This is a genomic window from Pseudomonas syringae KCTC 12500, assembly GCF_000507185.2.
Taxonomy (GTDB): Bacteria; Pseudomonadota; Gammaproteobacteria; order Pseudomonadales; family Pseudomonadaceae; genus Aquipseudomonas; species Aquipseudomonas syringae.
On sequence record NZ_AYTM02000002.1, the window covers coordinates 695704 to 718207 of the forward strand.

At 60.5% G+C, this 22504-nt stretch carries 22 protein-coding genes; 10 read left to right on the forward strand and 12 right to left on the reverse strand.

All coding sequences use genetic code 11. The features are described from left to right. Positions 1-101 precede the first annotated feature (101 nt). Positions 102-1430, forward strand: coding sequence for a PQQ-dependent sugar dehydrogenase (locus tag V476_RS03655; protein WP_004411233.1), 1329 nt, complete (start codon positions 102-104; stop codon positions 1428-1430). Between the two features lie 339 nt (positions 1431-1769). On the opposite strand, the gene V476_RS03660 is transcribed toward V476_RS03655, so the two are convergent. The 6 genes from V476_RS03660 to V476_RS03685 form a co-directional block, all read right to left on the reverse strand. Next, positions 1770-2315, reverse strand: coding sequence for a C40 family peptidase (locus V476_RS03660; protein ID WP_003369637.1), 546 nt, complete (start codon positions 2313-2315; stop codon positions 1770-1772). Positions 2316-2404: 89 nt separating this feature from the next. Further along, on the reverse strand, positions 2405-3133 hold the full coding sequence (locus V476_RS03665) for a C40 family peptidase (RefSeq protein WP_024960048.1): 729 nt from the start codon (positions 3131-3133) through the stop codon (positions 2405-2407). Between the two features lie 75 nt (positions 3134-3208). After that, on the reverse strand, positions 3209-3973 hold the full coding sequence (locus V476_RS03670) for an NAD-dependent deacylase (protein WP_017279529.1): 765 nt from the start codon (positions 3971-3973) through the stop codon (positions 3209-3211). Continuing rightward, positions 3967-4671, reverse strand: a complete 705-nt coding sequence (gene hda / locus V476_RS03675; RefSeq protein ID WP_003369632.1) for a DnaA regulatory inactivator Hda — start codon at positions 4669-4671, stop codon at positions 3967-3969. The genes V476_RS03670 and hda overlap by 7 nt, the downstream gene beginning before the upstream one ends. A 216-nt stretch (positions 4672-4887) precedes the next feature. After that, positions 4888-5961 carry an AI-2E family transporter gene (locus tag V476_RS03680; protein WP_003404282.1) on the reverse strand — a complete coding sequence of 358 codons (1074 nt, stop codon included), beginning with the start codon at positions 5959-5961 and terminating at the stop codon, positions 4888-4890. A gap of 39 nt (positions 5962-6000) precedes the next feature. Then, positions 6001-7104, reverse strand: a complete 1104-nt coding sequence (locus tag V476_RS03685; RefSeq protein ID WP_017279530.1) for a DUF2066 domain-containing protein — start codon at positions 7102-7104, stop codon at positions 6001-6003. A 341-nt stretch (positions 7105-7445) separates the two neighbouring features. Between V476_RS03685 and purM the strand changes: the two genes are divergently transcribed. From purM to V476_RS03710, 4 genes are all read left to right on the forward strand, one after another. Further along, entirely contained in the window at positions 7446-8504 is a 1059-nt protein-coding gene (gene purM, locus V476_RS03695) for a phosphoribosylformylglycinamidine cyclo-ligase (protein WP_003344863.1), read from the forward strand. After that, complete coding sequence (gene purN / locus V476_RS03700) at positions 8504-9154, forward strand: phosphoribosylglycinamide formyltransferase (RefSeq protein WP_017279531.1); 651 nt, start codon at positions 8504-8506, stop codon at positions 9152-9154. The genes purM and purN overlap by 1 nt, the downstream gene beginning before the upstream one ends. An 8-nt stretch (positions 9155-9162) precedes the next feature. Continuing rightward, a complete protein-coding gene (locus tag V476_RS03705; protein WP_003305121.1) occupies positions 9163-9876 on the forward strand; it encodes a DUF3108 domain-containing protein in 714 nt (237 codons plus the stop codon). Positions 9877-10384: 508 nt separating this feature from the next. Beyond that, positions 10385-10564, forward strand: a complete 180-nt coding sequence (locus tag V476_RS03710) for a hypothetical protein (RefSeq protein ID WP_002554613.1) — start codon at positions 10385-10387, stop codon at positions 10562-10564. Between the two features lie 78 nt (positions 10565-10642). On the opposite strand, the gene V476_RS03715 is transcribed toward V476_RS03710, so the two are convergent. The 5 genes from V476_RS03715 to cysM form a co-directional block, all read right to left on the reverse strand. Then, on the reverse strand, positions 10643-11182 hold the full coding sequence (locus tag V476_RS03715) for a DUF2058 domain-containing protein (protein WP_003314606.1): 540 nt from the start codon (positions 11180-11182) through the stop codon (positions 10643-10645). A gap of 30 nt (positions 11183-11212) precedes the next feature. Beyond that, positions 11213-12046 (reverse strand): nucleoside triphosphate pyrophosphohydrolase, encoded by an 834-nt coding sequence (gene mazG, locus V476_RS03720; protein ID WP_024960047.1) that lies wholly within the window; start codon positions 12044-12046, stop codon positions 11213-11215. Positions 12047-12140: 94 nt separating this feature from the next. After that, entirely contained in the window at positions 12141-14384 is a 2244-nt protein-coding gene (relA, locus tag V476_RS03725; RefSeq protein WP_004416742.1) for a GTP diphosphokinase, read from the reverse strand. Between the two features lie 156 nt (positions 14385-14540). Continuing rightward, on the reverse strand, positions 14541-15896 hold the full coding sequence (rlmD, locus tag V476_RS03730; RefSeq protein WP_003424955.1) for a 23S rRNA (uracil(1939)-C(5))-methyltransferase RlmD: 1356 nt from the start codon (positions 15894-15896) through the stop codon (positions 14541-14543). Continuing rightward, entirely contained in the window at positions 15896-16798 is a 903-nt protein-coding gene (gene cysM, locus V476_RS03735) for a cysteine synthase CysM (protein ID WP_024960046.1), read from the reverse strand. The genes rlmD and cysM overlap by 1 nt, the downstream gene beginning before the upstream one ends. A 250-nt stretch (positions 16799-17048) precedes the next feature. Here cysM and V476_RS03740 point away from each other — a divergent pair, with 250 nt between their 5' ends. The 3 genes from V476_RS03740 (at position 17049) to V476_RS03750 (ending at position 20724) form a co-directional block, all read left to right on the forward strand. Beyond that, on the forward strand, positions 17049-19802 hold the full coding sequence (locus V476_RS03740; protein WP_024649972.1) for a response regulator: 2754 nt from the start codon (positions 17049-17051) through the stop codon (positions 19800-19802). Positions 19803-19882: 80 nt separating this feature from the next. Then, entirely contained in the window at positions 19883-20320 is a 438-nt protein-coding gene (locus V476_RS03745) for a hypothetical protein (protein WP_003314595.1), read from the forward strand. Further along, positions 20317-20724: an META domain-containing protein gene (locus V476_RS03750; RefSeq protein ID WP_003314594.1), complete on the forward strand. Its 408-nt coding sequence runs from the start codon at positions 20317-20319 to the stop codon at positions 20722-20724. The genes V476_RS03745 and V476_RS03750 overlap by 4 nt, the downstream gene beginning before the upstream one ends. 144 nt (positions 20725-20868) lie before the next feature. Here V476_RS03750 and V476_RS03755 read toward each other — a convergent pair whose 3' ends face one another. Then, positions 20869-21336 (reverse strand): TlpA disulfide reductase family protein, encoded by a 468-nt coding sequence (locus tag V476_RS03755; protein WP_011268596.1) that lies wholly within the window; start codon positions 21334-21336, stop codon positions 20869-20871. 129 nt (positions 21337-21465) lie between these two features. On the opposite strand from V476_RS03755, the gene arsC reads away from it, so the two are divergent. Both arsC and wrbA read left to right on the forward strand, forming a co-directional pair. After that, positions 21466-21819, forward strand: coding sequence for an arsenate reductase (glutaredoxin) (arsC, locus tag V476_RS03760; RefSeq protein WP_003418195.1), 354 nt, complete (start codon positions 21466-21468; stop codon positions 21817-21819). Continuing rightward, positions 21816-22421, forward strand: coding sequence for an NAD(P)H:quinone oxidoreductase (gene wrbA, locus V476_RS03765; protein WP_003418197.1), 606 nt, complete (start codon positions 21816-21818; stop codon positions 22419-22421). The genes arsC and wrbA overlap by 4 nt, the downstream gene beginning before the upstream one ends. Positions 22422-22504 lie beyond the last annotated feature (83 nt).

Here is a 22504-nt window from a genome sequence, read left to right on the forward strand (position 1 = left end):
AGCGTCAATCGACACCGTCGCCGCGGAACGTTATTGAACCTAGCGGGTTGGCGGCGCCTCTATCAGTTACTGGACCACGCCTTTGTTAATGGAGATCGATCATGTTCAAACTCAGACCCCACTACGCAGTGTTGCTGCTGGTCGCCGGCGGCCTCGCTGCCTGCGGCGAGTCGTCGAGCCTGCAAGTCTCGGATGGAACAGGCCCCTCGCCCAAGCTGCCGGAGCCCAACAAGACGCTGATTCCGACCGTCAACATCGCACCCGCCGTAGGCTGGGAAAAAGGCGCCAAGCCGGTCGCCGCGCCGGGCACACAAGTGGCTGCGTTCGCCGAAAACCTTGATCACCCGCGCTGGCTGTATGTGTTGCCCAACGGTGACGTGCTGGTGGCAGAAACCAATTCGCCCGCCAAACCGGATGACTCCAAAGGCATTCGCGGCTGGGTGATGGAAAAAGTCATGGGCCGCGCCGGTGCCGGTGTGCCCAGCGCCAACCGCATTACCTTGCTGCGCGACGTGGACAAGGACGGTGTGGCAGAGACCCGCACGGTTTTCCTGCAAAACCTCAATTCGCCGTTCGGCATGACCCTGGTGGGCAACAAGCTGTATGTCGCCGACACCGACCGCCTGATCAGCTTCCCTTATGAATCCGGGCAGACCTCGATCAGCGCGCAAGCGACCAAGGTCGTCGACCTGCCGGGCGGTACGCTCAATCACCACTGGACCAAGAACGTCATCGCCAGCAAGGATGGCAGCAAGCTGTACGTGACCGTGGGCTCCAACAGCAACGTGGCCGAGAACGGCATGGACAAGGAAGAAGGTCGTGCGGCGATCTGGGAAGTGGACGCGGCTACCGGTAACCACCGGATCTTCGCTTCCGGCCTGCGCAACCCCAACGGCATGGATTGGGAACCGAAGACCGGCAAACTGTGGACGGCGGTCAACGAGCGCGACGAGATCGGCAGCGATCTGGTGCCTGACTACGTGACCTCGGTGCAGGACGGCGCATTCTACGGCTGGCCTTACAGCTACTACGGCCAACACGTCGACGAGCGCGTCAAGCCGCAGAACCCGGCACTGGTCGCCAAGGCGATTGCCCCGGATTACGCAGTCGGTCCACACACCGCCTCGCTGGGCCTGGTGTTCGCCGACGGCAAGACACTGGCTGCACCGTTCAACGAAGGTCTGTTCATTGGCCAGCACGGCTCGTGGAACCGCAAACCGCACAGCGGCTACAAGGTGGTGTTCATTCCATTCAGTGGCGGCAAACCCAACGGCACACCGGTCGATGTGTTGACCGGTTTCCTCAACAAGGATGAAAAAGCCATGGGTCGTCCGGTTGGCGTAGTCAATGACCAGCGCGGCGGATTGCTGGTGGCCGACGATGTCGGCAACAAGATCTGGCGCGTGACATCCGCCAAGGCTGCTCAGTAACGCCGAGCGTAGAGGTTTGACGCAGAGCGTCGGACGATAGTTGAGATCATCGTTCCCTACGCTCAGCACTCGGCGTTACACACAAGTCCTGGAGAGCCCGGAATACGTGCCTTTCAGGGTTCAGCCCGAAGGGCGTAGGAGCGAACTTGTTCGCGAAGGCGGTGTTTCAGAAGATGCATTTTCGGCGATCATACAGGCCCTTTCGCGAACAAGTTCGCTCCTACGGCCTACGGCCAGAATCAAAAGCAGACTTAGGTGTGACGTTGAGCGCTCCGCGTGGGCGTGGGCATGCAGTTCTGGACGCTCTTGAGCGCGCGCAGAGCAATCAGCGCGAAGCGCTTAAGGCCGATTCTGCGCCAGGCTGGAGGGCTGAATTACGCGCTTGGCGTTGAGGTAGGCTCTCTGCCAGTAAGGCTTGTCGAGGCTGTCGAGCTTGACCGTGCCGCCGGTGGCAGGTGCATGCACGAAGCGGCCTTCGCCGACATAGATCCCGGCGTGGGACACCTGAGAACCGCCCGATGTGGCGAAGAACACCAGATCACCTGACTGCAATTGCTCGCGACGAATATTCGGTGCGCCCATCACGATCATCTCGCGCGTGGAACGCGGCAGGGAAATGCCCGCCGCATCACGATAGACATAACCTATAAGACCGCTGCAATCGAAACCGGAGTCAGGCGTGTTGCCGCCCCAGCGATAAGGCGTGCCAACCAGCCCCAACGCACGAAACAGGACGTCTTCGGCAGCCGGAGAGAGAATCTGGGGAGGTGCAGTGACCACCGGACGCTGAACGATCCGGGGCGCTTTGGGCGGAGGCGGCGCACTGGCGCAGGCACCGAGCAACGCAGCAACAGAGATGACTAACAGCCGCAACGCAATCGACATAACCACAACAACCCATCCGGATGCGGCTTACGCTGCCGAGAAGCTCAAAAACGCAGAAAGACCCGAAGGTCTTGTACTGCGCGTTCTATTTATTTACGCCGCTTGGACGCGGTCTTGACTGTAGTCGAAGTCATCGCCGTTGTCTGCGTGACTTCAGGTGTCGATTTTACTGCAACAGTACCTGGGGCCATCGCCAGAGGCCGCTTGGCCTCGATGAAGGTCTTGCTCCAGTAGGCGTCATCAAGGCTGTCGATGCGCACACCGCCGCTGCGGCGACTGCTGGAGTGGATGAACTGCCGATTACCGGCGTAGATCGCTGCGTGGCTGACCTGACCGCGACCGCGGGTACTGAAGAACAGCACATCGCCCGGCTGAAGCTTGTTGCGCGCCACCAGAGGTGCGTCGACGTTGATCATTTCACGCGTGGAACGTGGCAGGCTCATGCCGGCCTCTTCGCGAAACAGATAACCGATGAAGCCGCTGCAATCGAAACCCGAAGAAGTCGACGTGCCGCCGAACTTGTAGCGTGTGCCGATCAGCGACTTGCCACGCTCCAGGATGCTGTCGGCCAGGGCCGGCAGTTGGTAAGACCTGTTATCAGCGAACTGGGACAGTTCGTCTTCGGTAGCGAGCTCGTCCTGCAGGACTGCCGCGTCGGCGCGACGGGCTGCGGACTGGGCGTTGGCATTGATTGCGCTCTGATAGCGTGGAACTGGCTGGGCCTGTTCCTGCTGTGCGACCGGCATATTGGCCGAGCAACCGAAGAGAAATGTAACGAGTGCGAGAGGCACGAGGGGTGCGAAGCGAACAACTTGCATGGGCACAACCGTGACTGACTAGTTAAGATGGCGAGACTATGCCTTTTATGAAGGTGATTTGCAAATTCAATCGAACTAGATGTGACTTATGAGTTCGGCCATGACATGTGCCGCGCGGTACGGTAAAAAGACGTCCATCTGCGCGCTGTGATCCGTCGGCTGCGGATTGATTTCTGCGGTAAAACCCCCGGAAACCCTGGTGCGAATGACAGGTTCGTGAATGTAGGGGAAGCTTGCGGTGGTGCCGATACTCAGGACCGCGTCATAGCCTTTAGCCAGCTCTTCATGCAGTGTTTCCAGCGCTTTTTCGGGGAGCATTTCCTGAAAAAGAACGACGGACGGTCGCAAAATGCCACTACATGCCGGGCATAAGGGGGGCAAAGGGCGCTGCAAGTGCTCGCTCAATTGAGAATCCTCAGCACCGCAGGATTGGCAAAACAGTGGCGAGAGTTGCCCGTGAATTTCGATCAGGCGCTCCGGCGGACTGCCCGCCGCGCGATGGTAACCGTCGACGTTCTGGGTCAGTACCCAGCACTCGGGTTTGATGCGCTGCAACTGGGCGATGGCGTAATGCGCGACATTCGGCTCGCCACCCAGGCACGCCTTGCCCAGTTCGGCGATGTATTTCCAGCACAGCTCAGGGTCACGACGCAGCATGGGCCCGGACAGGGCCATTTCGATAGGCAGGCCATCGTCGGTCTTGCCATTGTAGAGCCCGCCCACGCCACGATAGGTCGGCAGCCCTGAATCGGCAGACAGCCCCGCCCCGGTGATCACCAGAATCCGCCGTGCATGGCGCAAGGCAGCCGCCGTCTGCATCAACAGCGCCTGATCTACCACCCGAGGGTCTCTTTAAGGAAGGGAATGGTCAGCTTGCGCTTTTCCTGGAGTGACGCCTGATCGAGGCGCTCGAGCAATTCGAACAACGCGCTCATGCTGCGTGTACCACGCGTCAGGATGAAATGCCCGACATCGTCGGTCAGGTGCAGGCCCCGGCGTGAAGCACGCAGTTGCAAGGCGCGCAGCTTGTCTTCGTCGGACAGCCCGCGCATCTGGAACACCAATGCCATGGTCAGGCGCGATTTCAGGTCGGGAAGCTTTACCGGCAGTTCGCGGGGCGATTTGGACGCGGCAATCAGCAGGCGACGCCCGCTGTCACGCAGACGATTGAACAGATGAAACAGCGCTTCTTCCCAGTCCGGCTTGCCGACGATCGCCTGCAGGTCGTCCAGACACACCAGCTCATATTGCTCCAGATGATCGAACAGCTCGATGCCTTCATCTATCACTTCGGCCAGCGGCAGATACACCGCAGGCTCACCAAGCTGTTCGAAACGCAGGCAGGCAGCCTGCAGCAGGTGCGTGCGCCCTACCCCGTCCTTGCCCCACAGATAGATGAGGCTTTCGGTCCAGCCAGCGTCGGCTTCGCACAGCCGCTCGACATAGCCGAGTGCAGCGGCGTTGGCGCCTGGATAGTAATTGACGAAAGTGGCGTCATCACGCAGACGCACACTCAGGGGCAGCTGAATCGGTTTCATGCTGACTAACGGCTCATGCAAACCGTCAAGGGCCTCTGTGTAAAGAGCGCAAAGTTTATACCCGTGACGCTGGTCGCACAATGCGACAGACCTCAAGCAAAATCAAAGGTTTGCGTCAGGGTGAGTAAAGCGCCGCCCAGTACGGGGCGTTTGAAGGCGGGCATGCACTCAGGGCATGAGCCTCTTCACCGGTCGGCGAAGAGGCTTGCGTCGACCTTACAGCTCCGGATCTTCCGCGCCTGCGTAGATTTCCGAGTCCTTGTACAGATCATGCATGTGACGCACCAGCACCATGATCACCGCCGCCACCGGCAGGGCCAGCAGAATGCCGGTAAAGCCGAACAGCTCGCCACCTGCCAGAATCGCGAAGATGACCGCGACCGGGTGCAGGCCGATGCGATCACCGACCAGCAATGGCGTCAGCACCATCCCCTCCAGCGCCTGACCGATCATGAACACCGCCACAATCCCCATCATCGGGTACAGGTCACCGCCAAACTGGAACAGCCCGGCCACCAGCGCCGAACCGATACCGATCACGAAACCCATGTAAGGCACGATGGCCGCCAGACCGGCAATGACGCCGATCAGCAGGCCCAGTTCCAGCCCGACCAGCATCAGACCGGCCGCGTAGATCACGCCAAGGCCGACCATCACCAGCAACTGACCGCGTATGAACGCGCCCAATACTTCATGGCACTCGCCCGCCAGCTTGACGATTTGCGCTTCACGCTGACGCGGCAGCAGACCACGAATCTTGCCGGTCATGATGTCCCAGTCGCGCAGCAGGTAGAAACACACCACGGGAATCAGCACCAGGTTGGTCAGCCAGCCGATCAGCGCAAGGCTGGACGCAGTAGCCTGGGACAGCACGATAGAGACGATGTCCCCGGCCTGGCCCATATGCTCGGAGATGGCTGCCTTGATCTTGTCGAACTTCCAGAACCCGTCTGCCAGCCCGAACTTGGCCTGAACCCACGGCAACGCCGCGTGTTGCAGCCAGTCGAGAATCTGCGGCGCCAGTTCGTAGAGGCGGAACAACTGCTTGGCCAGCATCGGTACCAGAATCAGCAGCAACGCCATCAGCACCAGCGTGAACAGCCCGAAAACGACCACCACGCTCAGGGTTCTGGACAGTCCGGCGCGCTCCAGTCGATCCACCAGCGGATCGCCCATATAGGCCAGTAGCAATGCCACCAGAAAGGGAGTGAGGATTGGGTGCAACAGCACCACGAATGCGACCAGCAAGGCCAGGCCGCCGATCCAGAACCAACGCCGCATATCAGTCATCAATATCCCTCAAGCCAATAGAAAAGCGTTCTTGCCGGGTTACCAGCGGAAATAAAGCTGTGGCGCGGACGCCGGAACAATCATCGGTGCGGGCGCAGGTGCCGCAACAGGAGCAGCTCCATTCGCTGGCGCCATCGGCGCAGTTGCATCGACAGGCGCAGCAGGCGGCGTTGCAGTAGCGGCTGCCTCGGCTGCAGGCACTTCCTGCAATTTGGCCAGCGACAACTGCGAGCGTAGCTGATCGGTGCTGCCACTGACCTCAAACACCACTTTATCGCCTTCGACAGAACTCAGACGCACGCCGAACGGTTCGAGTAACTGAAGCAGTTGCGCATAGCGCTCCAGCGTCATGCCCTGAACCTGGATCAGCATGCCGGTCGACGCACCTGGCTTGGCAACGAAGCGCGGCGCCAGACGCTCGCTGACCGAGAGCAGCACCGCATCGGCCAACGCCTCGGAGGTGGCACCGGTTGCGCTGCCCTGTTCGCGCTGATCACCCAGCCACAAGCGCCATTTGCCCTGCCACTGACCGCCATCTTCCCTGGCGTGCACGGCCAGTATCGCGTCAGCACCATAGCGCTCCGAGGCTTCCTTGAGCGGCGCAGGGTCAGTGCCCTCCAGGGTTTTCGCATTACCGATACCCTGCTCGCTCAAATCAGCCAGCGGCAGGCGCAGTGGCAGTCCGCGGTGCTGAGCGGCCTGGCGCAAGGGTTCGGCGGCGGCCTGACCGTCGCCGACCAGATTCGAGCCTTCCACCGAGTCATTCAGCCACCAGCCGAGAATCGATGGGCGATTACTGCCCCAGATCGACAGACCCGCATCGTGCAGCGCACGGTCGGTGGTTGCCGGATCGAAGTCGACCAGCAGGGTTTCCGGCGGTCCGGCCTCGTAGCCGAACTGGCTAATGATCTGCTGCGGGTCTTTGCGCAGCGCGGCGATGGCCGAACCCTGCACGGCCTTGGCGTCGCCGGTCAGGCGCAGCACTAGGGTTTCAACGGCGGCCTGCGTGGCCCGCGTGCGTTCATCGGGCGACTGGCCATTGACCGGCTCGCGAACCTGATAAAGGTTGCTGACCGTTTCGGCAAGGCTGGGAAGGCTGATCAGGGACAGACAGCCGATTAGAAGAATTCTGGAAAAACGCATGGACAGTTCCCGAACGGAAAAAAGTAAAAAGAAGCTGTTTCAGCAGGTGTACAGGTCTGGGACAGACGTGAGCCACCTATCATTCAGTTCGCGCATAAAGTACACCCTAAACGTCCAGGCCCGCACTGACAGGCCACCTGGTTGAGGTTTATTTGGTGCAACACCGCCCTGTTGTCGGCGCAAGGATGGCCCCTGATGAGCAAGCCTGATAAAATCGCGCGCCTTCGCAGACCGGCAATCGCCATGGCCCCAACATTACCACCGCATGACAGCGCGGTGCTGAACGGGCCCTAACGCAGCGGTCGATACCTCCGAATCCCCCCTAAAGGCCTGGATTTTCTATGAGCAAGCAACCCTCCCTGAGCTATAAAGACGCCGGTGTAGACATCGACGCCGGTGAAGCATTGGTCGAACGCATCAAGAGCGTCGCCAAGCGCACCAAGCGTCCGGAAGTCATGGGCGGCCTGGGAGGCTTCGGCGCCCTCTGCGAAATCCCGGCCGGCTACAAGCAACCGGTTCTGGTTTCCGGCACCGACGGCGTGGGCACCAAGCTGCGTCTGGCGCTGAACCTGAACAAGCACGACACCATCGGCATCGACCTGGTCGCCATGTGCGTCAATGACCTGGTGGTCTGCGGTGCAGAGCCGTTGTTCTTCCTCGATTACTACGCCACCGGCAAACTGAACGTCGACACCGCCGCTCAGGTCGTCACCGGCATCGGCGCCGGCTGCGAACTGGCCGGTTGCTCGCTGGTGGGTGGCGAAACCGCTGAAATGCCGGGCATGTACGAAGGCGAAGACTACGACCTCGCAGGCTTCTGCGTCGGCGTGGTGGAAAAGGCCGAGATCATCGACGGCTCGAAAGTTGCTGCCGGTGACGCCCTGCTCGCCCTGCCATCGTCCGGCCCGCACTCCAACGGTTACTCGCTGATCCGCAAGATCATCGAAGTGGCAGGCGCGGACATCGAGAACATCCAGCTGGACGGCAAACCGCTGACCGAACTGCTGATGGCGCCGACCCGCATCTACGTGAAGCCGTTGCTCAAGCTGATCAAGGAAACCGGCGCAGTCAAGGCCATGGCCCACATCACCGGTGGCGGCCTGCTCGACAACATTCCACGCGTACTGCCTGAAGGCGCTCAGGCCGTTGTCGACGTCGCCAGCTGGCAGCGTCCGGCCGTGTTCGACTGGCTGCAGCAGCAAGGCAACGTTGCGGAAAACGAGATGCACCGCGTGCTGAACTGCGGCGTGGGCATGGTGATCTGCGTCGCTCAGGAGCACGTTGAAGCGGCACTCAAGGTGCTGCGTGAAGCGGGCGAGCAGCCTTGGGTGATCGGCCAGATCGCCACCGCTGCCGAAGGCGCAGCACAGGTCGAGCTGAAAAACCTCAAGGCGCATTGATGCCAGCCATCTGCGACGTCGTGGTGCTGCTGTCCGGCACCGGCGGCAACCTTCAAGCAATGATCGACAGCTTCAAGGACGGGGCCAGCCCCGTCCGCATCCGCGCGGTGATATCCAACCGCGCAGATGCGTTCGGCCTGCAACGCGCCCGGGACGCAGGCATCGAAACCTGCGTACTGGATCACACCGCGTACGAAGGCCGTGAGGCTTTCGATGCTGCGCTGATCGAACGGATCGACGCCTTCCAGCCACAGTTGGTCGTACTGGCCGGGTTCATGCGCATTCTCAGCGCAGGATTCGTTCGCCACTATCACGGCCGTCTGCTGAATATTCACCCTTCCCTGCTGCCGCGTTACAAAGGCTTGCACACGCACAAGCGTGCGCTGGAAGCCGGCGACACCGAGCATGGCTGCAGCGTGCATTTTGTTACCGAGGAACTCGATGGCGGCCCACTGGTCGTACAGGCAGTTATTTCGGTACAGTTGCACGACACGCCCGCAACGCTCGCGCAACGGGTCCATGTTCAAGAGCACCGTATTTACCCACTGGCCATTCGCTGGTTTGCCGAAGGCCGACTGAGCCTTGGTGAACAAGGTGCGTTACTCGATAGCCAGTTACTCCCGGCCAGCGGCCATCTGATTCGACATTAGGAGATACTATGCGTCGCGCTCTGCTCTTCGCTTTCGCTCTGCTCGCATTGCCTGCCGTACAGGCCGCAGACCTTCAACCCTTCTCCGCCAGCTACACCGCCGACTGGAAACAGCTGCCTATGAGCGGTACGGCTGAACGCAGCCTGGAAGCCGGCGCCAACGGCACCTGGACCTTGAGCTTCAAGGCCTCGATGATGATCGCCAGCCTGACTGAAGTCAGCACACTGAAGGTCGACAAGGACACCCTGCTGCCGCAGACCTACAGCTTCGAGCGCAGTGGCCTGGGCAAATCCAAGAAGGTCGATCTGGCGTTCGACTGGAACACCAAGTTCGTCACCGGCACCGACCGTGGCGATGCGATCAAGTTGCCGCTCAACCGTGGCATCCTCGACAAGTCCACCTATCAGCTGGCCTTGCAACATGACATCGCTGAGGGCAAGAAGAGCATGAGCTATCAGGTTGTCGATGGTGATGAAGTGGACACCTACGACTTCCGCGTGCTGGGTTCGGAAAAAGTCACCACCAAGACAGGCCAGGTCGATGCGATCAAGGTCGAGCGCGTACGTGACCCGACGCAAAGCAAGCGCACCACCGTGCTGTGGTTCGCCAAGGACTGGGATTACCTGCTGGTCCGTCTGCAACAGGTCGAAACCGACGGCAAGGAATACAACATCGTCTTGCTGGACGGCACCGTCAACGGCAAAGCCGTCAAAGGCAGCTGATAGCCTTGACCGCCCGCACCACAGAGCCCCGCTTTTTAGCGGGGCTTTTTATTGGCTGAAGGCATGCGACGCAGAGCGCCGCACGATAGTCGCGCCGGCACCGGCCCCTTCGTGAGCAAGCTCACTCCCACGCCCTTCGGGCAGAAGCGCAGAGCATCGGGCACGATAGTTGAGGTTATCGTTTCGCACGCTCCAGCGTGGGAATGCAGTTCGCGACGCTCCGCGTCGCAAAGAGGACGCGGAGCGTCTGGAACGGCGTATCCAGGCGCGTTCGGACGAGCCGACAGCGCACCCGAAGCACATGAAACATCCTTCATTTTGCCACCACTGCGCTGTAAGCCTCGTCAAGCAAGGGCTGCAGAAGATCGATTAGTTTCTGACCACCGGGGAACCTGAACAGGCTATTTACTTAGGCAGCTAACAAATCCTATAAAAGAGTCCTGCGCCACATCGCCGCAGTATCCAGAGGCCTAACCATCAAGGCCATCAAAGTCAGGAGCTTACTACTATGACTGTCAGAGTTACTGAACGCGACGACGCCCACCTCTCTCACGAAGCCGTTGCCGACGGCATCCAGATCTGGGACGTACACCAACAGGACCAACTTGTCGGCATGTTCCACGTTGAGTCCGATGCCCTTCGTTATAAGGAAGAGCTGGAAGCACTGGAAAGCCAGGGTAACCACTGAACAATTCCAAGAACAGGAAAAGACAAAACCCGCTGAATGCGGGTTTTGTTTTGACAACTCAATGACAGCGCCGTGGGCTTACCACATCAGATCGTCAGGCACCTGATACGCCGCGTACGGGTCGTCTGCATCCGGCGCTTCGGTCGGGGTGTTGAGCAGCACAATACGGCGCGGGTCACGCTCCTGGATCTTCAGCGCAGCCTCACGCGGAATGATCTCGTAACCGCCACCGTGGTGAACGATGGCCAGTGAACCGCTGCTGAGCTTGTTGCGCACCATGGCGTTGACCGGGATGCGCTTGACCTTCTTGTCGTCAACGAAGTTGTAGTAATCCTCGGTGATCAGCTTGGGCAGGCGCGACACTTCGATCAGTTGCTTGACCTGAGCAGTACGGGCCTTCTGCTCGACCTTCTCCTGCTGCTGACGGTTCAGCTCCTGATCACGCTTGGCCTTCTCGGCCATGGCCTCCTGGGCCGCACGCTTTTGCGAGTCATCGGCCTGCGCCTGACCCTTGTGCACCAGACGCTGCTCTTTCTGCTTTTCTTTGCCGACCTGCTTGGCCTGCTTTTGGTTGACCAGACCTGCCTTGAGCAACTGATCGCGAAGGGAAAGGCTCATTGTCTACTCACTTATACCGTTACCGCACACTCAGCCACAGCCGGGCGTGCTTTTTTCCTGACGTTTGGCTTCGCCCCACAACGCGTCCATTTCTTCGAGCGAGCACGCTTCGATAGGACGCTGCAGGTGGCGCAAAGCCTGTTCAATGAATCGGAAGCGTCTGTCGAACTTGCTATTGGCCGAGCGTAGCGCAGTTTCCGGGTCGACCTTAAGATGTCGGGCCAGGTTGACGACGCTGAACAGCAGGTCGCCGACTTCCTCGGCAATGCCCTCGGCGTCATTGTCGACCATGGCCTCAAGAATTTCATCGAGTTCTTCACGCACCTTGTCGACCACCGGCAAAGCCGCAGGCCAGTCGAAACCCACCTGCGCCGCACGCTTCTGCAGTTTGGCCGCACGACTCAACGCCGGCAAGGCCCGAGGCACGTCGTCGAGCAGCGACAACTGCTCGGGAACGCCGGCCTTTTCGGCACGCTCCTCGGCCTTGATTTCGTCCCAGCGAAGGTTGACCTGCTCGTCGGTCAGGCGCGGCGTTTCTGCCGGCGCGTACAGCTCGCCGGTCGGAAACACGTGCGGATGGCGACGCAGCAACTTGCGGGTAATACCGTCGATCACATCGTCGAATTCAAACCGGCCTTCCTCTTTGGCCAATTGCGCATAGAAGACCACCTGAAACAGCAGGTCTCCCAACTCGCCTTTCAGATGGTCGAGGTCGCCCTGTTCAATGGCATCGGCCACTTCATAGGCTTCTTCCAGCGTGTGCGGCACGATGCTGGCGTAGTTCTGCTTCAGGTCCCACGGGCAGCCGAACTGCGGATCACGCAGCCGGGCCATGAGGTTGAGCAGGTCTTGAACTGTGTACATAGGCTTCCTTCGGTCGCAGCGGTTTAGCTTCAAGCTTCAAGCTGCAAGCTGGAAGCCACCGCAATCCGCTTTAGCTTGCAGCTTATAGCTGCCCCTAGGGCGTCCTGTTCCTGCGCGTTTCAATGATGTTCGGCAACTGGGAAATACGCCCCAGCAACCGCCCCAGCGCGTCCAGACCCGGAATCTCGATGGTCAGGGACATAAGTGCTGTGTTGTCTTCCTTGTTCGAACGGGTGTTGACCGCCAGCACGTTGATCCGCTCGTTGAGCAGCACCTGGGTGACATCCCGGAGCAAGCCGGAACGGTCGTAGGCGCGGATGATGATGTCCACCGGATAGGTGAGCACCGGCACCGGTCCCCAGCTGACCTGAATGATCCGCTCGGGCTCGCGACCGCCCAGCTGCAGCACCGAAGCGCAATCCTGACGGTGAATGCTGACGCCACGACCCTGGGTGATATAACCGACGATGGCATCGCCCGGCAGCGGCTGGCAGCAGCCGGCCATCTGCGTCATCAGGTTGCCGACGCCCTGAATCTGAATATCGCCACGCTTGCCGGGCTTGTAGCCGGTGGCCTTGCGCGGGATCAGTTCCAGCTGTTCATTGACGCGATCAGGCTCGACCTGCTGCTGAGCCAGATTGACCAGTTGCGCCAGACGCAGATCGCCTGCGCCCAAGGCCGCGAACATGTCATCGGCAGTCTTGTGATTGGCCTTGTCCGCGAGCTTGTCGAAATCGACCTGTGGCAACGCCAGGCGCGCCAGTTCGCGTTCGATCAGGGTTCTGCCGGCAGCGACGTTCTGGTCGCGGGCCTGCAATTTGAACCAGTGAACAATCTTGGCCCGCGCCCGTGAGGTGGTGATGTACCCCAGGTTCGAGTTCAGCCAGTCGCGGCTCGGCGTACCGTGCTTGCTGGTGATGATTTCGACCTGCTCGCCGGTCTGCAGGCTGTAGTTGAGCGGTACGATTCGACCATTGATCTTCGCACCCCGGCAGTTGTGGCCGATTTCGGTGTGCACCCGATAAGCGAAGTCCAGTGGTGTCGCGCCCTTGGGCAGGTCGATGGCGTGGCCGTCCGGGGTGAAGACGTAGACGCGGTCAGGCTCGATATCGACCCGCAACTGATCGGCCAGACCGCCGATGTCGCCCAGCTCTTCATGCCATTCGAGCACCTGACGCAGCCAGGAAATCTTCTCTTCATAATGATTGGAGCCGGATTTGACGTCGGTGCCTTTATAGCGCCAGTGCGCACACACGCCCAGCTCGGCCTCTTCATGCATGGCGTGGGTGCGGATCTGCACTTCCAGCACCTTGCCTTCCGGCCCGATCACGGCGGTGTGCAGCGAGCGATAGCCGTTTTCCTTGGGGTTGGCGATGTAGTCGTCGAACTCTTTGGGAATATGCCGCCACAACGTATGCACGATACCCAGCGCGGTGTAGCAATCGCGCATTTCCGGGACCAGCACACGCAGCGCACGCACGTCATAGATCTGGCTGAAGGCCAGGCCCTTGCGCTGCATTTTGCGCCAGATGGAATAGATATGCTTGGCACGCCCGCTGATGTCTGCGGTCACGCCGGTGGCCTGCAGTTCGTTGTCGAGCTGGGACATGACGTCGCTGATGAAGCGCTCGCGGTCCAGCCTGCGTTCATGCAGCAGCTTGGCGATCTGCTTGTATTGATCAGGCTCCAGGTAGCGGAAGGACAGGTCTTCCAGCTCCCACTTGATGTGACCGATGCCCAGGCGGTGGGCCAGCGGAGCATAGATGTCGAATACTTCGCGGGCCACACGGTTGCGTTTTTCGTCGTCGGCGTTCTTTACCGCACGAATCGCGCAGGTACGTTCGGCCAGCTTGATCAGTGCAACACGAACGTCGTCGACCATCGCCACCAGCATCTTGCGCAGGTTTTCGACCTGCGCCTGACTGCCGAGCACCAATGACTGACGAGGGCTGAGACTGGCGCTGATCGCGGCCATGCGCAGCACGCCGTCGATCAGCTTGGCGACCGTTGCGCCAAAGCGCTGCTCGACTTCAGGCAGCGCAATGAGACCTTCACGCACGCCACGGTAAATGACCGCAGCGACCAGCGAGTCCTGATCCAGCTTGAGGTCAGCCAGGATCTCCGCGATTTCCAGACCGGTCTGGAAACTGGAGGTGCCCTCTGCCCAATGATTCTTGTGGGCCTTGTCGGTCTGCTCGGCTTCCCGGGCAAATTCACAGGCCTTTTTCATGACTTCCCGGTCCAGGACCAGGTCGACGCTGACAATATGATCAAGCCACGCGTCGAGATTGATACTGCCGTCTGTGTTTATCGGCTGGTTCGCTCTCACCTGTACCATGCTGCTTACCTTCCCTACGGCGCGATGAATAGCGCCATCAGTCGCCAGCCTTCTGAGCGAATGCCACTTGCCGGGCAAGCAAGGACCGGCATTCGCGGGCCAGTCGGATTAAATGAGATTCCTTGTCAGCAACGACCTCGTTCCAGTGAACGCTGCTCACTTACTCATTTCAAATAAAGCCATCGCCTCGACATGCGCCGTCTGCGGAAACATATCGAGGATTCCGGCACGTTTTAACCGGTAGCCCTGACGGATCAGTTCGACCGCGTCACGAGCCAAAGTTGCCGGATTACATGAAACATAGAGCAGTCGCCGGGCCCCCGTCTTTCTGATCTGACGGACCACTTCAAAGGCCCCGTCACGCGGCGGGTCCAAGAGTACCGCAGAAAACCCTTCTGCCGCCCAGTCGGCATGTGTCAGCGGCTGCGAAAGATCCGCCTGAAAAAACTGCACATTGTGCAGATCATTACTCATTGCGTTGACGGCTGCACGCTCGACCATGGTCGCAACGCCTTCAACCGCCACCACTTCCCTGGCCAGACCCGCCAGCGGCAAGGCGAAATTGCCCAGACCACAGAACAGGTCCATGACACGTTCGTCTTTTGCAGGCGCCAGCCATTGCATAGCCTGCTCGATCATCGCGGTGTTGACCGCCGCGTTGACCTGAATGAAATCTCCCGGTCGCCAGGCCAAGTGCAGGTTCCACGGCTCCAGCCGGTAGCCCAGCGTATCGCCAGGGCTGGCCGGTTGGGGCTCGCCGTCACCATGCAGCCACAGCTGCGCGCCATGCCTGGAGCAAAACGCTTGCAACAGCGCCAGATCGGCCTCGGCAAGCGGCGCGGTGTGGCGCAACAACACGGCAGTCGCCACACCACTGAACAGCTCGACATGACCCAGCGACTGCGGCTTGCTGAAACTTTTCAGCATGCCAGGCAGCTCATTCATGATGGGTTGCAAGGCCTGTACCAGCACCGGACAGTGTTCGATGCTGACGATGTCCTGGCTGGCGGCTGCGCGAAACCCCACCTCCAGCCTTTTGGCCTTGGCATCCCAGCGAACCGCGACCCGCGCGCGTCGGCGATAGGCCAGCTCGGCACCGCTCAAAGGTGCCGCCCATTCATCCGGCACAACATTCGCCACGCGCAGCAACTGCTCGGCGAGCATGCGCTGTTTCAGGGCAAGCTGTTCTTCGTGGGGCACATGCTGAACACTGCAGCCGCCACAGCGACCGAAATACTCACAGGCCGGCGCACGACGCATGGCGCTGGCGGTGAAGACCCGCTCGGTGCGCGCCTCGACGACCTTGCCGCGCGCATTGAGCACGCGCGCCTCGACCTCTTCGCCTGCCAGACTGCCGGCGACAAACCAGGTTTTGCCCTCGAGAAAGGCGATACCGCGACCGTCGTCGGACAGCCGCTCGATGGTCAGCCGCTGCTTTTTACCAGTAGGAATCTGTACGGTTTTAACGCCGCCCGCAGGCTGAAAGCGCAAACCTCTTTCATGCTTGGCCATCAGTTGGGCGAATCATAGACGCCGGTCGACAGGTAACGGTCGCCTCGGTCACAGATGATCGCCACAATCACGGCGTTTTCGACTTCCTGGGAAATACGCAACGCCCCGGCGATCGAACCACCGGACGACACGCCACAGAAGATGCCTTCTTCGCGGGCCAGTCGACGCATGGTCTCTTCGGCTTCGGTCTGGCCCATGTCGATGATGCGGTCGACACGGTCCGACTGATAGATTTTCGGCAGGTATTCGTACGGCCAGCGGCGAATACCGGGGATCGAGGCGCCCTCCATCGGTTGCAGGCCGACGATCTGCACGTCCGGATTCTGCTCCTTGAGGTAGCGCGAGGTGCCCATGATGGTGCCAGTGGTGCCCATCGAACTGACGAAATGGGTCACGGTACCGCCCGTCTGCCGCCAGATTTCCGGACCGGTGGAGGTGTAATGCGCTTCAGGATTGTCGCCATTGGCAAACTGATCGAGCACTTTGCCGCGCCCTTCGGCCTGCATGCGCTCGGCCAGATCGCGAGCACCTTCCATGCCCTGGTCCTTGCTGACAGAAATCAGCTCGGCACCATAGGCGGTCATCGCGGCCTTGCGTTCGGCACTGGAGTTGTCCGGCATGATCAGAATCATCCGGTAGCCCTTGATCGCCGCAGCCATGGCCAGCGCGATCCCGGTATTGCCGGAGGTGGCTTCGATCAGTGTGTCACCCGGATGGATCTGGCCGCGCAACTCGGCGCGGGTGATCATCGACAAGGCCGGGCGGTCTTTTACCGAGCCAGCGGGGTTGTTACCTTCGAGTTTCAACAGGAGGGTATTGCTGGTGTTACCCGCCATGCGTTGCAGACGCACCAGCGGGGTGTTGCCGACGCAATCGGCAATGGTTTGATACTGCAGGGTCATGGCGTCTTCGCAATCCAGACTGCGGGGGGTGCCTATCATAACGGCAAACGGCCAAAGCCCATATCACGCAAAGTGCGCTGCTTATTCCCAAAAAGAATAAACGCTGATTTTTCCACTGCCGCCCCGCCCTGCACAGAGAGTAAGGTGCCCATGCCGATGGTAAATGGCTAAACTCATTCCCTTGTGCCGATACAGCAAGGCAGCCGATGCCTGATATCGACGGACTGATACATGTTGCCGGAGGAAGAGCGTGCTGACCAAGCTGGGTATAAAAGGCCGTGTGCTGCTACTGACTATTTTGCCTGCCAGCCTGATGGCGGCGACGCTCGGTGGTTATTTCACCTGGATGCAGTTGAGCGAACTGCAAAGCCAACTGCTGCAACGCGGCGAAATGATCGCCCAGGATCTGGCGCCGCTTGCCGCCAATGCCCTGGGGCGCAAGGATAAAGTGCTGCTCAGTCGCATTGCCACCCAGACGCTGGAGCAGGCCGACGTGCGCGCCGTGTCGTTTCTCGACACCGATCGAACGGTATTGGCCCACGCCGGGCCGACCATGATCAGCCCGTCGCCGATTGGCAGCGCCTCGCAGTTGCTCAGTTCCACCGGCACCGACGCCACGCGCTACCTGCTGCCGGTATTCGGCAGTCAACGCCATCTGACCAGCCCGATCATCCCTGCCGAAGCCGATACCCTGCTGGGCTGGGTCGAGCTTGAAATCTCCCATAACGGCACGCTGCTGCGCGGTTACCGAAGCCTGTTTGCCAGCCTGCTGCTGATCCTGACCGGGCTGGCGTTTACCGCGACCCTCGCGGTACGCATGAGCCGCACCATCAACGGGCCGATGAGCCAGATCAAGCAGGCGGTTTCGCAACTCAAGGACGGCAATCTGGAAACCCGCCTGCCACCGCTGGGCAGCCGGGAGCTGGACGAGCTGGCGTCGGGCATCAACCGCATGGCGGCGACGCTACAGAACGCGCAGGAAGAACTGCAACTGAGCATCGATCAGGCAACCGAGGATGTGCGACAGAATCTGGAGACCATCGAAATCCAGAACATCGAACTCGATCTGGCACGCAAGGAAGCGCTTGAAGCAAGCCGGATCAAGTCCGAATTCCTGGCCAACATGAGCCATGAAATTCGCACGCCGCTGAATGGCATTCTGGGCTTCACCCATTTGCTGCAAAAAAGCGAGCTGACCCCGCGCCAGTTCGACTATCTGGGCACTATCGAAAAGTCCGCAGACAACCTGTTGAGCATCATCAACGAGATTCTCGACTTCTCGAAGATCGAGGCCGGCAAGCTGGTGCTCGACAATATTCCGTTCAACCTGCGCGATCTGTTGCAGGACACCTTGACCATCCTCGCCCCGGCGGCGCACGCCAAACAGCTGGAGCTGGTCAGTCTGGTGTACCGCGATACGCCACTGGCGCTGTCCGGTGACCCGCTGCGTCTGCGGCAGATCCTGACCAATCTGGTCAGCAACGCGATCAAATTCACCCGCGAAGGCACGATCGTCGCGCGCGCCATGCTCGAGGACGAAACCGAAGAGCACGCGCAGCTGCGCATCAGCGTGCAGGACACCGGAATCGGCCTGTCCAGCCAGGATGTCCGAGCACTGTTCCAGGCCTTCAGCCAGGCCGACAATTCTCTTTCGCGTCAACCGGGCGGTACCGGGCTGGGTCTGGTGATCTCCAAACGCCTGATCGAACAGATGGGCGGCGAAATCGGTGTCGACAGCACGCCGGGCGAAGGTTCGGAATTCTGGATCAGCCTGAAACTGCCCAAGGCCCGTGAAGACAAGGAAGAATCACTCAATATTCCGCTCGGAGGCCTGCGCGCCGCAGTACTTGAACATCATGACCTGGCGCGTCAGGCGCTGGAGCATCAGCTGGAAGACTGCGGCCTGCAGACCATCGTGTTCAATAATCTGGAAAACCTGCTCAACGGCGTGACCGCAGCGCACGAAACGCCAGCAGCCATCGATCTGGCGGTACTTGGCGTGACGGCGCTGGAAATCTCTCCGGAACGGCTGCGCCAGCACATCTGGGACCTGGAAAACCTCAACTGCAAGGTCATGGTGCTGTGCCCGACCACCGAGCACGCGCTGTTCCAGCTGGCGGTCCACGATGTCTACACGCAACTGCAGGCCAAGCCCGCATGCACCCGCAAACTGCAAAAAGCCCTGTCCGAGCTGATCGCGCCGCGAGCGGTGCGTACCGATATCGGCCCGCCACTGTCGAGCCGCGCACCGCGAGTGCTGTGCGTGGACGACAACCCGGCCAACCTGCTACTGGTACAGACCCTGCTCGAAGACATGGGCGCTGAAGTGGTCGCTGTCGAGGGCGGTTACGCGGCGGTCAATGCGGTACAGCAAGAAGCGTTCGATCTGGTGTTGATGGACGTGCAGATGCCCGGCATGGACGGCCGGCAGGCCACCGAGGCGATCCGCGCCTGGGAAGCCGAACGCAACCAGAGTTCGCTGCCGATCGTAGCCCTCACCGCACATGCGATGGCCAATGAAAAGCGCTCACTGCTGCAAAGCGGTATGGACGACTACCTGACCAAGCCGATCAGCGAACGGCAACTGGCGCAGGTGGTGCTCAAGTGGACCGGGCTGGCGCTGCGCAACCCTGCGCCGGAACGCCAGAATGAAGCGCTTGAGGTGCACGTAGGGCCGCTGGTGCTGGATCATGAAGAAGGGTTGCGCCTGGCGGCAGGCAAGGCGGATCTTGCCGCCGACATGCTGGCCATGCTGCTGGCTTCCCTGGATGCCGACCGCGAGGCCATTCGTGCGGCGCGTGCCAGCCAGGATGTGCACGCGTTGATCGAACGCATCCACCGTCTGCACGGCGCAACGCGGTATTGCGGCGTTCCTCAACTGCGCAGTGCCTGCCAGCGCGCCGAAACCCTGCTCAAGCAAGACGCTCCGCACACCGAAGAGGCCCTGAACGATCTGGACAAGGCCATCATTCGCCTGGAAGCCGAGGCGCGGGTCATGGCTTGAGCGTGCGGCGGGACACCTTTCGTGCCTGACGCTCCAGCGTGGGCGGAGCATGTTAGGATGCGCGCAATTTTGGAGGACCCATGGTCGAACATGATTTTCGCTACAGCATGCTTAACCCTCAGCACACGCTGACCGAATGCCGCACTCTGGCGCCCGGTCGCTATCAGGTCACCGGCAACGGCGGCTCGATTCACGACAACGACCAGTTGTTGGTGACCATCAAAGGCAGTAAAAGCCTGCACATGCGCCTCACCGTCGAGAAAGTCCGGCACCTGATCAACCCGCCCGGCCAGTGGATTGCGGTGGCCAAAGGCCCGGTATTCGACGAGTTGGCAATTCATCAGTGGAAAGTGAATTGCGACAGCTGCGCCGCCGAACTGAACTTCGAGTTCATGGTAGAGAGCAAGCTGGGCGTCAAGGCGCAGAAACCGGCCGCTACCGCGCGCATCGCGGAGCTGGGCTGGAAAACCGATGGCGAGAAGCACTTCTGCAAGAAGTGTCAGGAGAAAGCGGCATGAAACAGTTTGCGCTCCTGAGCCTGATCGGCGGCGCGCTGCTGGTTGGTTGTACTGCTGACCCGCTGCCGATCCAGCAGGATCACAGCTATGTAACCGAGTGGATCGGCGAGCGTCCGCTGATCGATAACAGTCGTTTGACCATGACGCTGGGTGCCGATGGCCGTGCGTATGGCAATGCGGGCTGCAACCATTGGTTTGCGCCCTATACGCTGAACGATCACAGCATCAGCTTCGGTCCGGTGGGCAAGACGCGCAAGATGTGTGCGCCGGCATTGATGGAGCAGGAGCAACGTTTTATCAAGGCGATGAGCAGTGTTCAGCGCTGGGATATCTCGCCCATAGAGCAGTTGCGTCTGTGGCCAACGCAGGGCAAGCCGTTGCGTTTCTGGCTGGAAGATAGCTGATTGTAACTATCGTGCCGAAGCTCAGCGTAACTTGCGACGCAGAGCGTCTAGAACTGCATTCCCACGCTGGAGCGCAGGGAACGATCACTATCGTGCGACGCTCCGCGTCCTCGTTGCTACGCCAAGCGTCGAAAATCGATCCGATCAGCCCTCGCCACGCAGTGTCTTGAGCTTCTGGATCACGGTCGCGGCCGATTGTTCGCCGAGCAGTTGTTCGCGCATCTTGCCCTTGTCGTCGATGATGTAGGTCACCGGCAGTGCCTCGGAGGGCGGCAGGCTGTATTGCTCGGCCGGGTCCTGGGCGAGCACGGTGAATTTGATGCCCAGTGCATTGGCAGCGTTTTTCAGTTCGTCGCCCTGCAGGTTGTCGAAGTTGACCCCCAGCACGGTGACTTTCTGGTCCTTGAGCTGCTCGGACAATGCATTGAACTCCGGAACCTCGGTGCGGCAAGGGCCACACCATTCGGCCCAGTAGTTGACCACCAGCCAGTGCCCCTTGATGCGCTCGCTGGCGACCTTCTGGCCATTCTGATCATTGCCCAGGTCCACGCCACATCCGCTGAGCAGCAAACTGCCGAAAAGTATTACCGCTGCTGTTAATCGCCTTGCCATTTGCTTGTTTCCTCGCCCCGTTCAACCTGCAATTACTTATACCCAAGCCACGACTATTGACCATTCGATATGTCGGACAGTGCCATCGCTGGTTAGAATACGCCACCCCACACAAGATGCGACGTGCAAATGACCGATCTGACGCTGTATCACAACCCGCGCTGCAGCAAGTCCCGCGGCGCGCTGGAACTGCTTCAGGCCCGCGGCCTGACGCCGGACATCGTCCTGTACCTGGAAACCCCGCCCGACGCCAACCGTGTGCGCGACCTGCTCGGCAAGCTGGGCATCGGTGCCCGGCAACTGCTGCGTACCGGCGAGGACGATTACAAGCAACTCAATCTGGCCGACCCGAGCCTGAGCGACGAGCAACTGATCGCCGCCATGGCTGCTCACCCCAAACTCATCGAACGGCCGATTCTGGTCGCTGGCGACAAGGCTGTCATTGGCCGCCCACCCGAGAACATTCTGGAGCTGCTGCCGTGAGCACACCCTACATTCTGGTCCTCTATTACAGCCGCAACGGCTCCACCAGCGAAATGGCCCGGCAGGTTGCCCGCGGCATCGAACTGGGCGGTATGGAGGCGCGGCTGCGCACCGTGCCTGCCGTTTCCGCCGACTGCGAAGCGACCGCCCCCGAGATTCCGGAAAGCGGCGCGCTGTACGCGACCCTCGATGACCTGAAAAACTGCTCCGGCCTGGCGCTGGGCAGCCCGACGCGCTTCGGCAACATGGCCGCGCCGCTGAAATACTTCCTCGACGGCACCAGCAACCTGTGGCTGACCGGCGCTTTGGTCGGTAAACCCGCCGGCGTCTTTACCTCCACCGCCAGCCTGCACGGTGGTCAGGAAACCACGCTGATGTCGATGCTGCTGCCGCTGCTGCACCACGGCATGCTGATCATGGGCCTGCCCTACAGCGAATCGGCGCTGCTGGAAACCACCGGCGGTGGCACGCCCTACGGTCCCAGCCATCACGCTGGTGCCGATGGCAAGCGCGCGCTGGACCGTCATGAAACCGACCTGTGCCGCGCCTTGGGCCAGCGTCTGGCCAGGACCGCGGTGCAACTGGACGCGCCGCGCAGCTGAATCGGCAGAGCGCCGGATGCTTTCAGTTAAATCGTAAACTTGCACGGCAAGGGTCGGTCTGAACCCTTGTCCTGCCTGTTGAA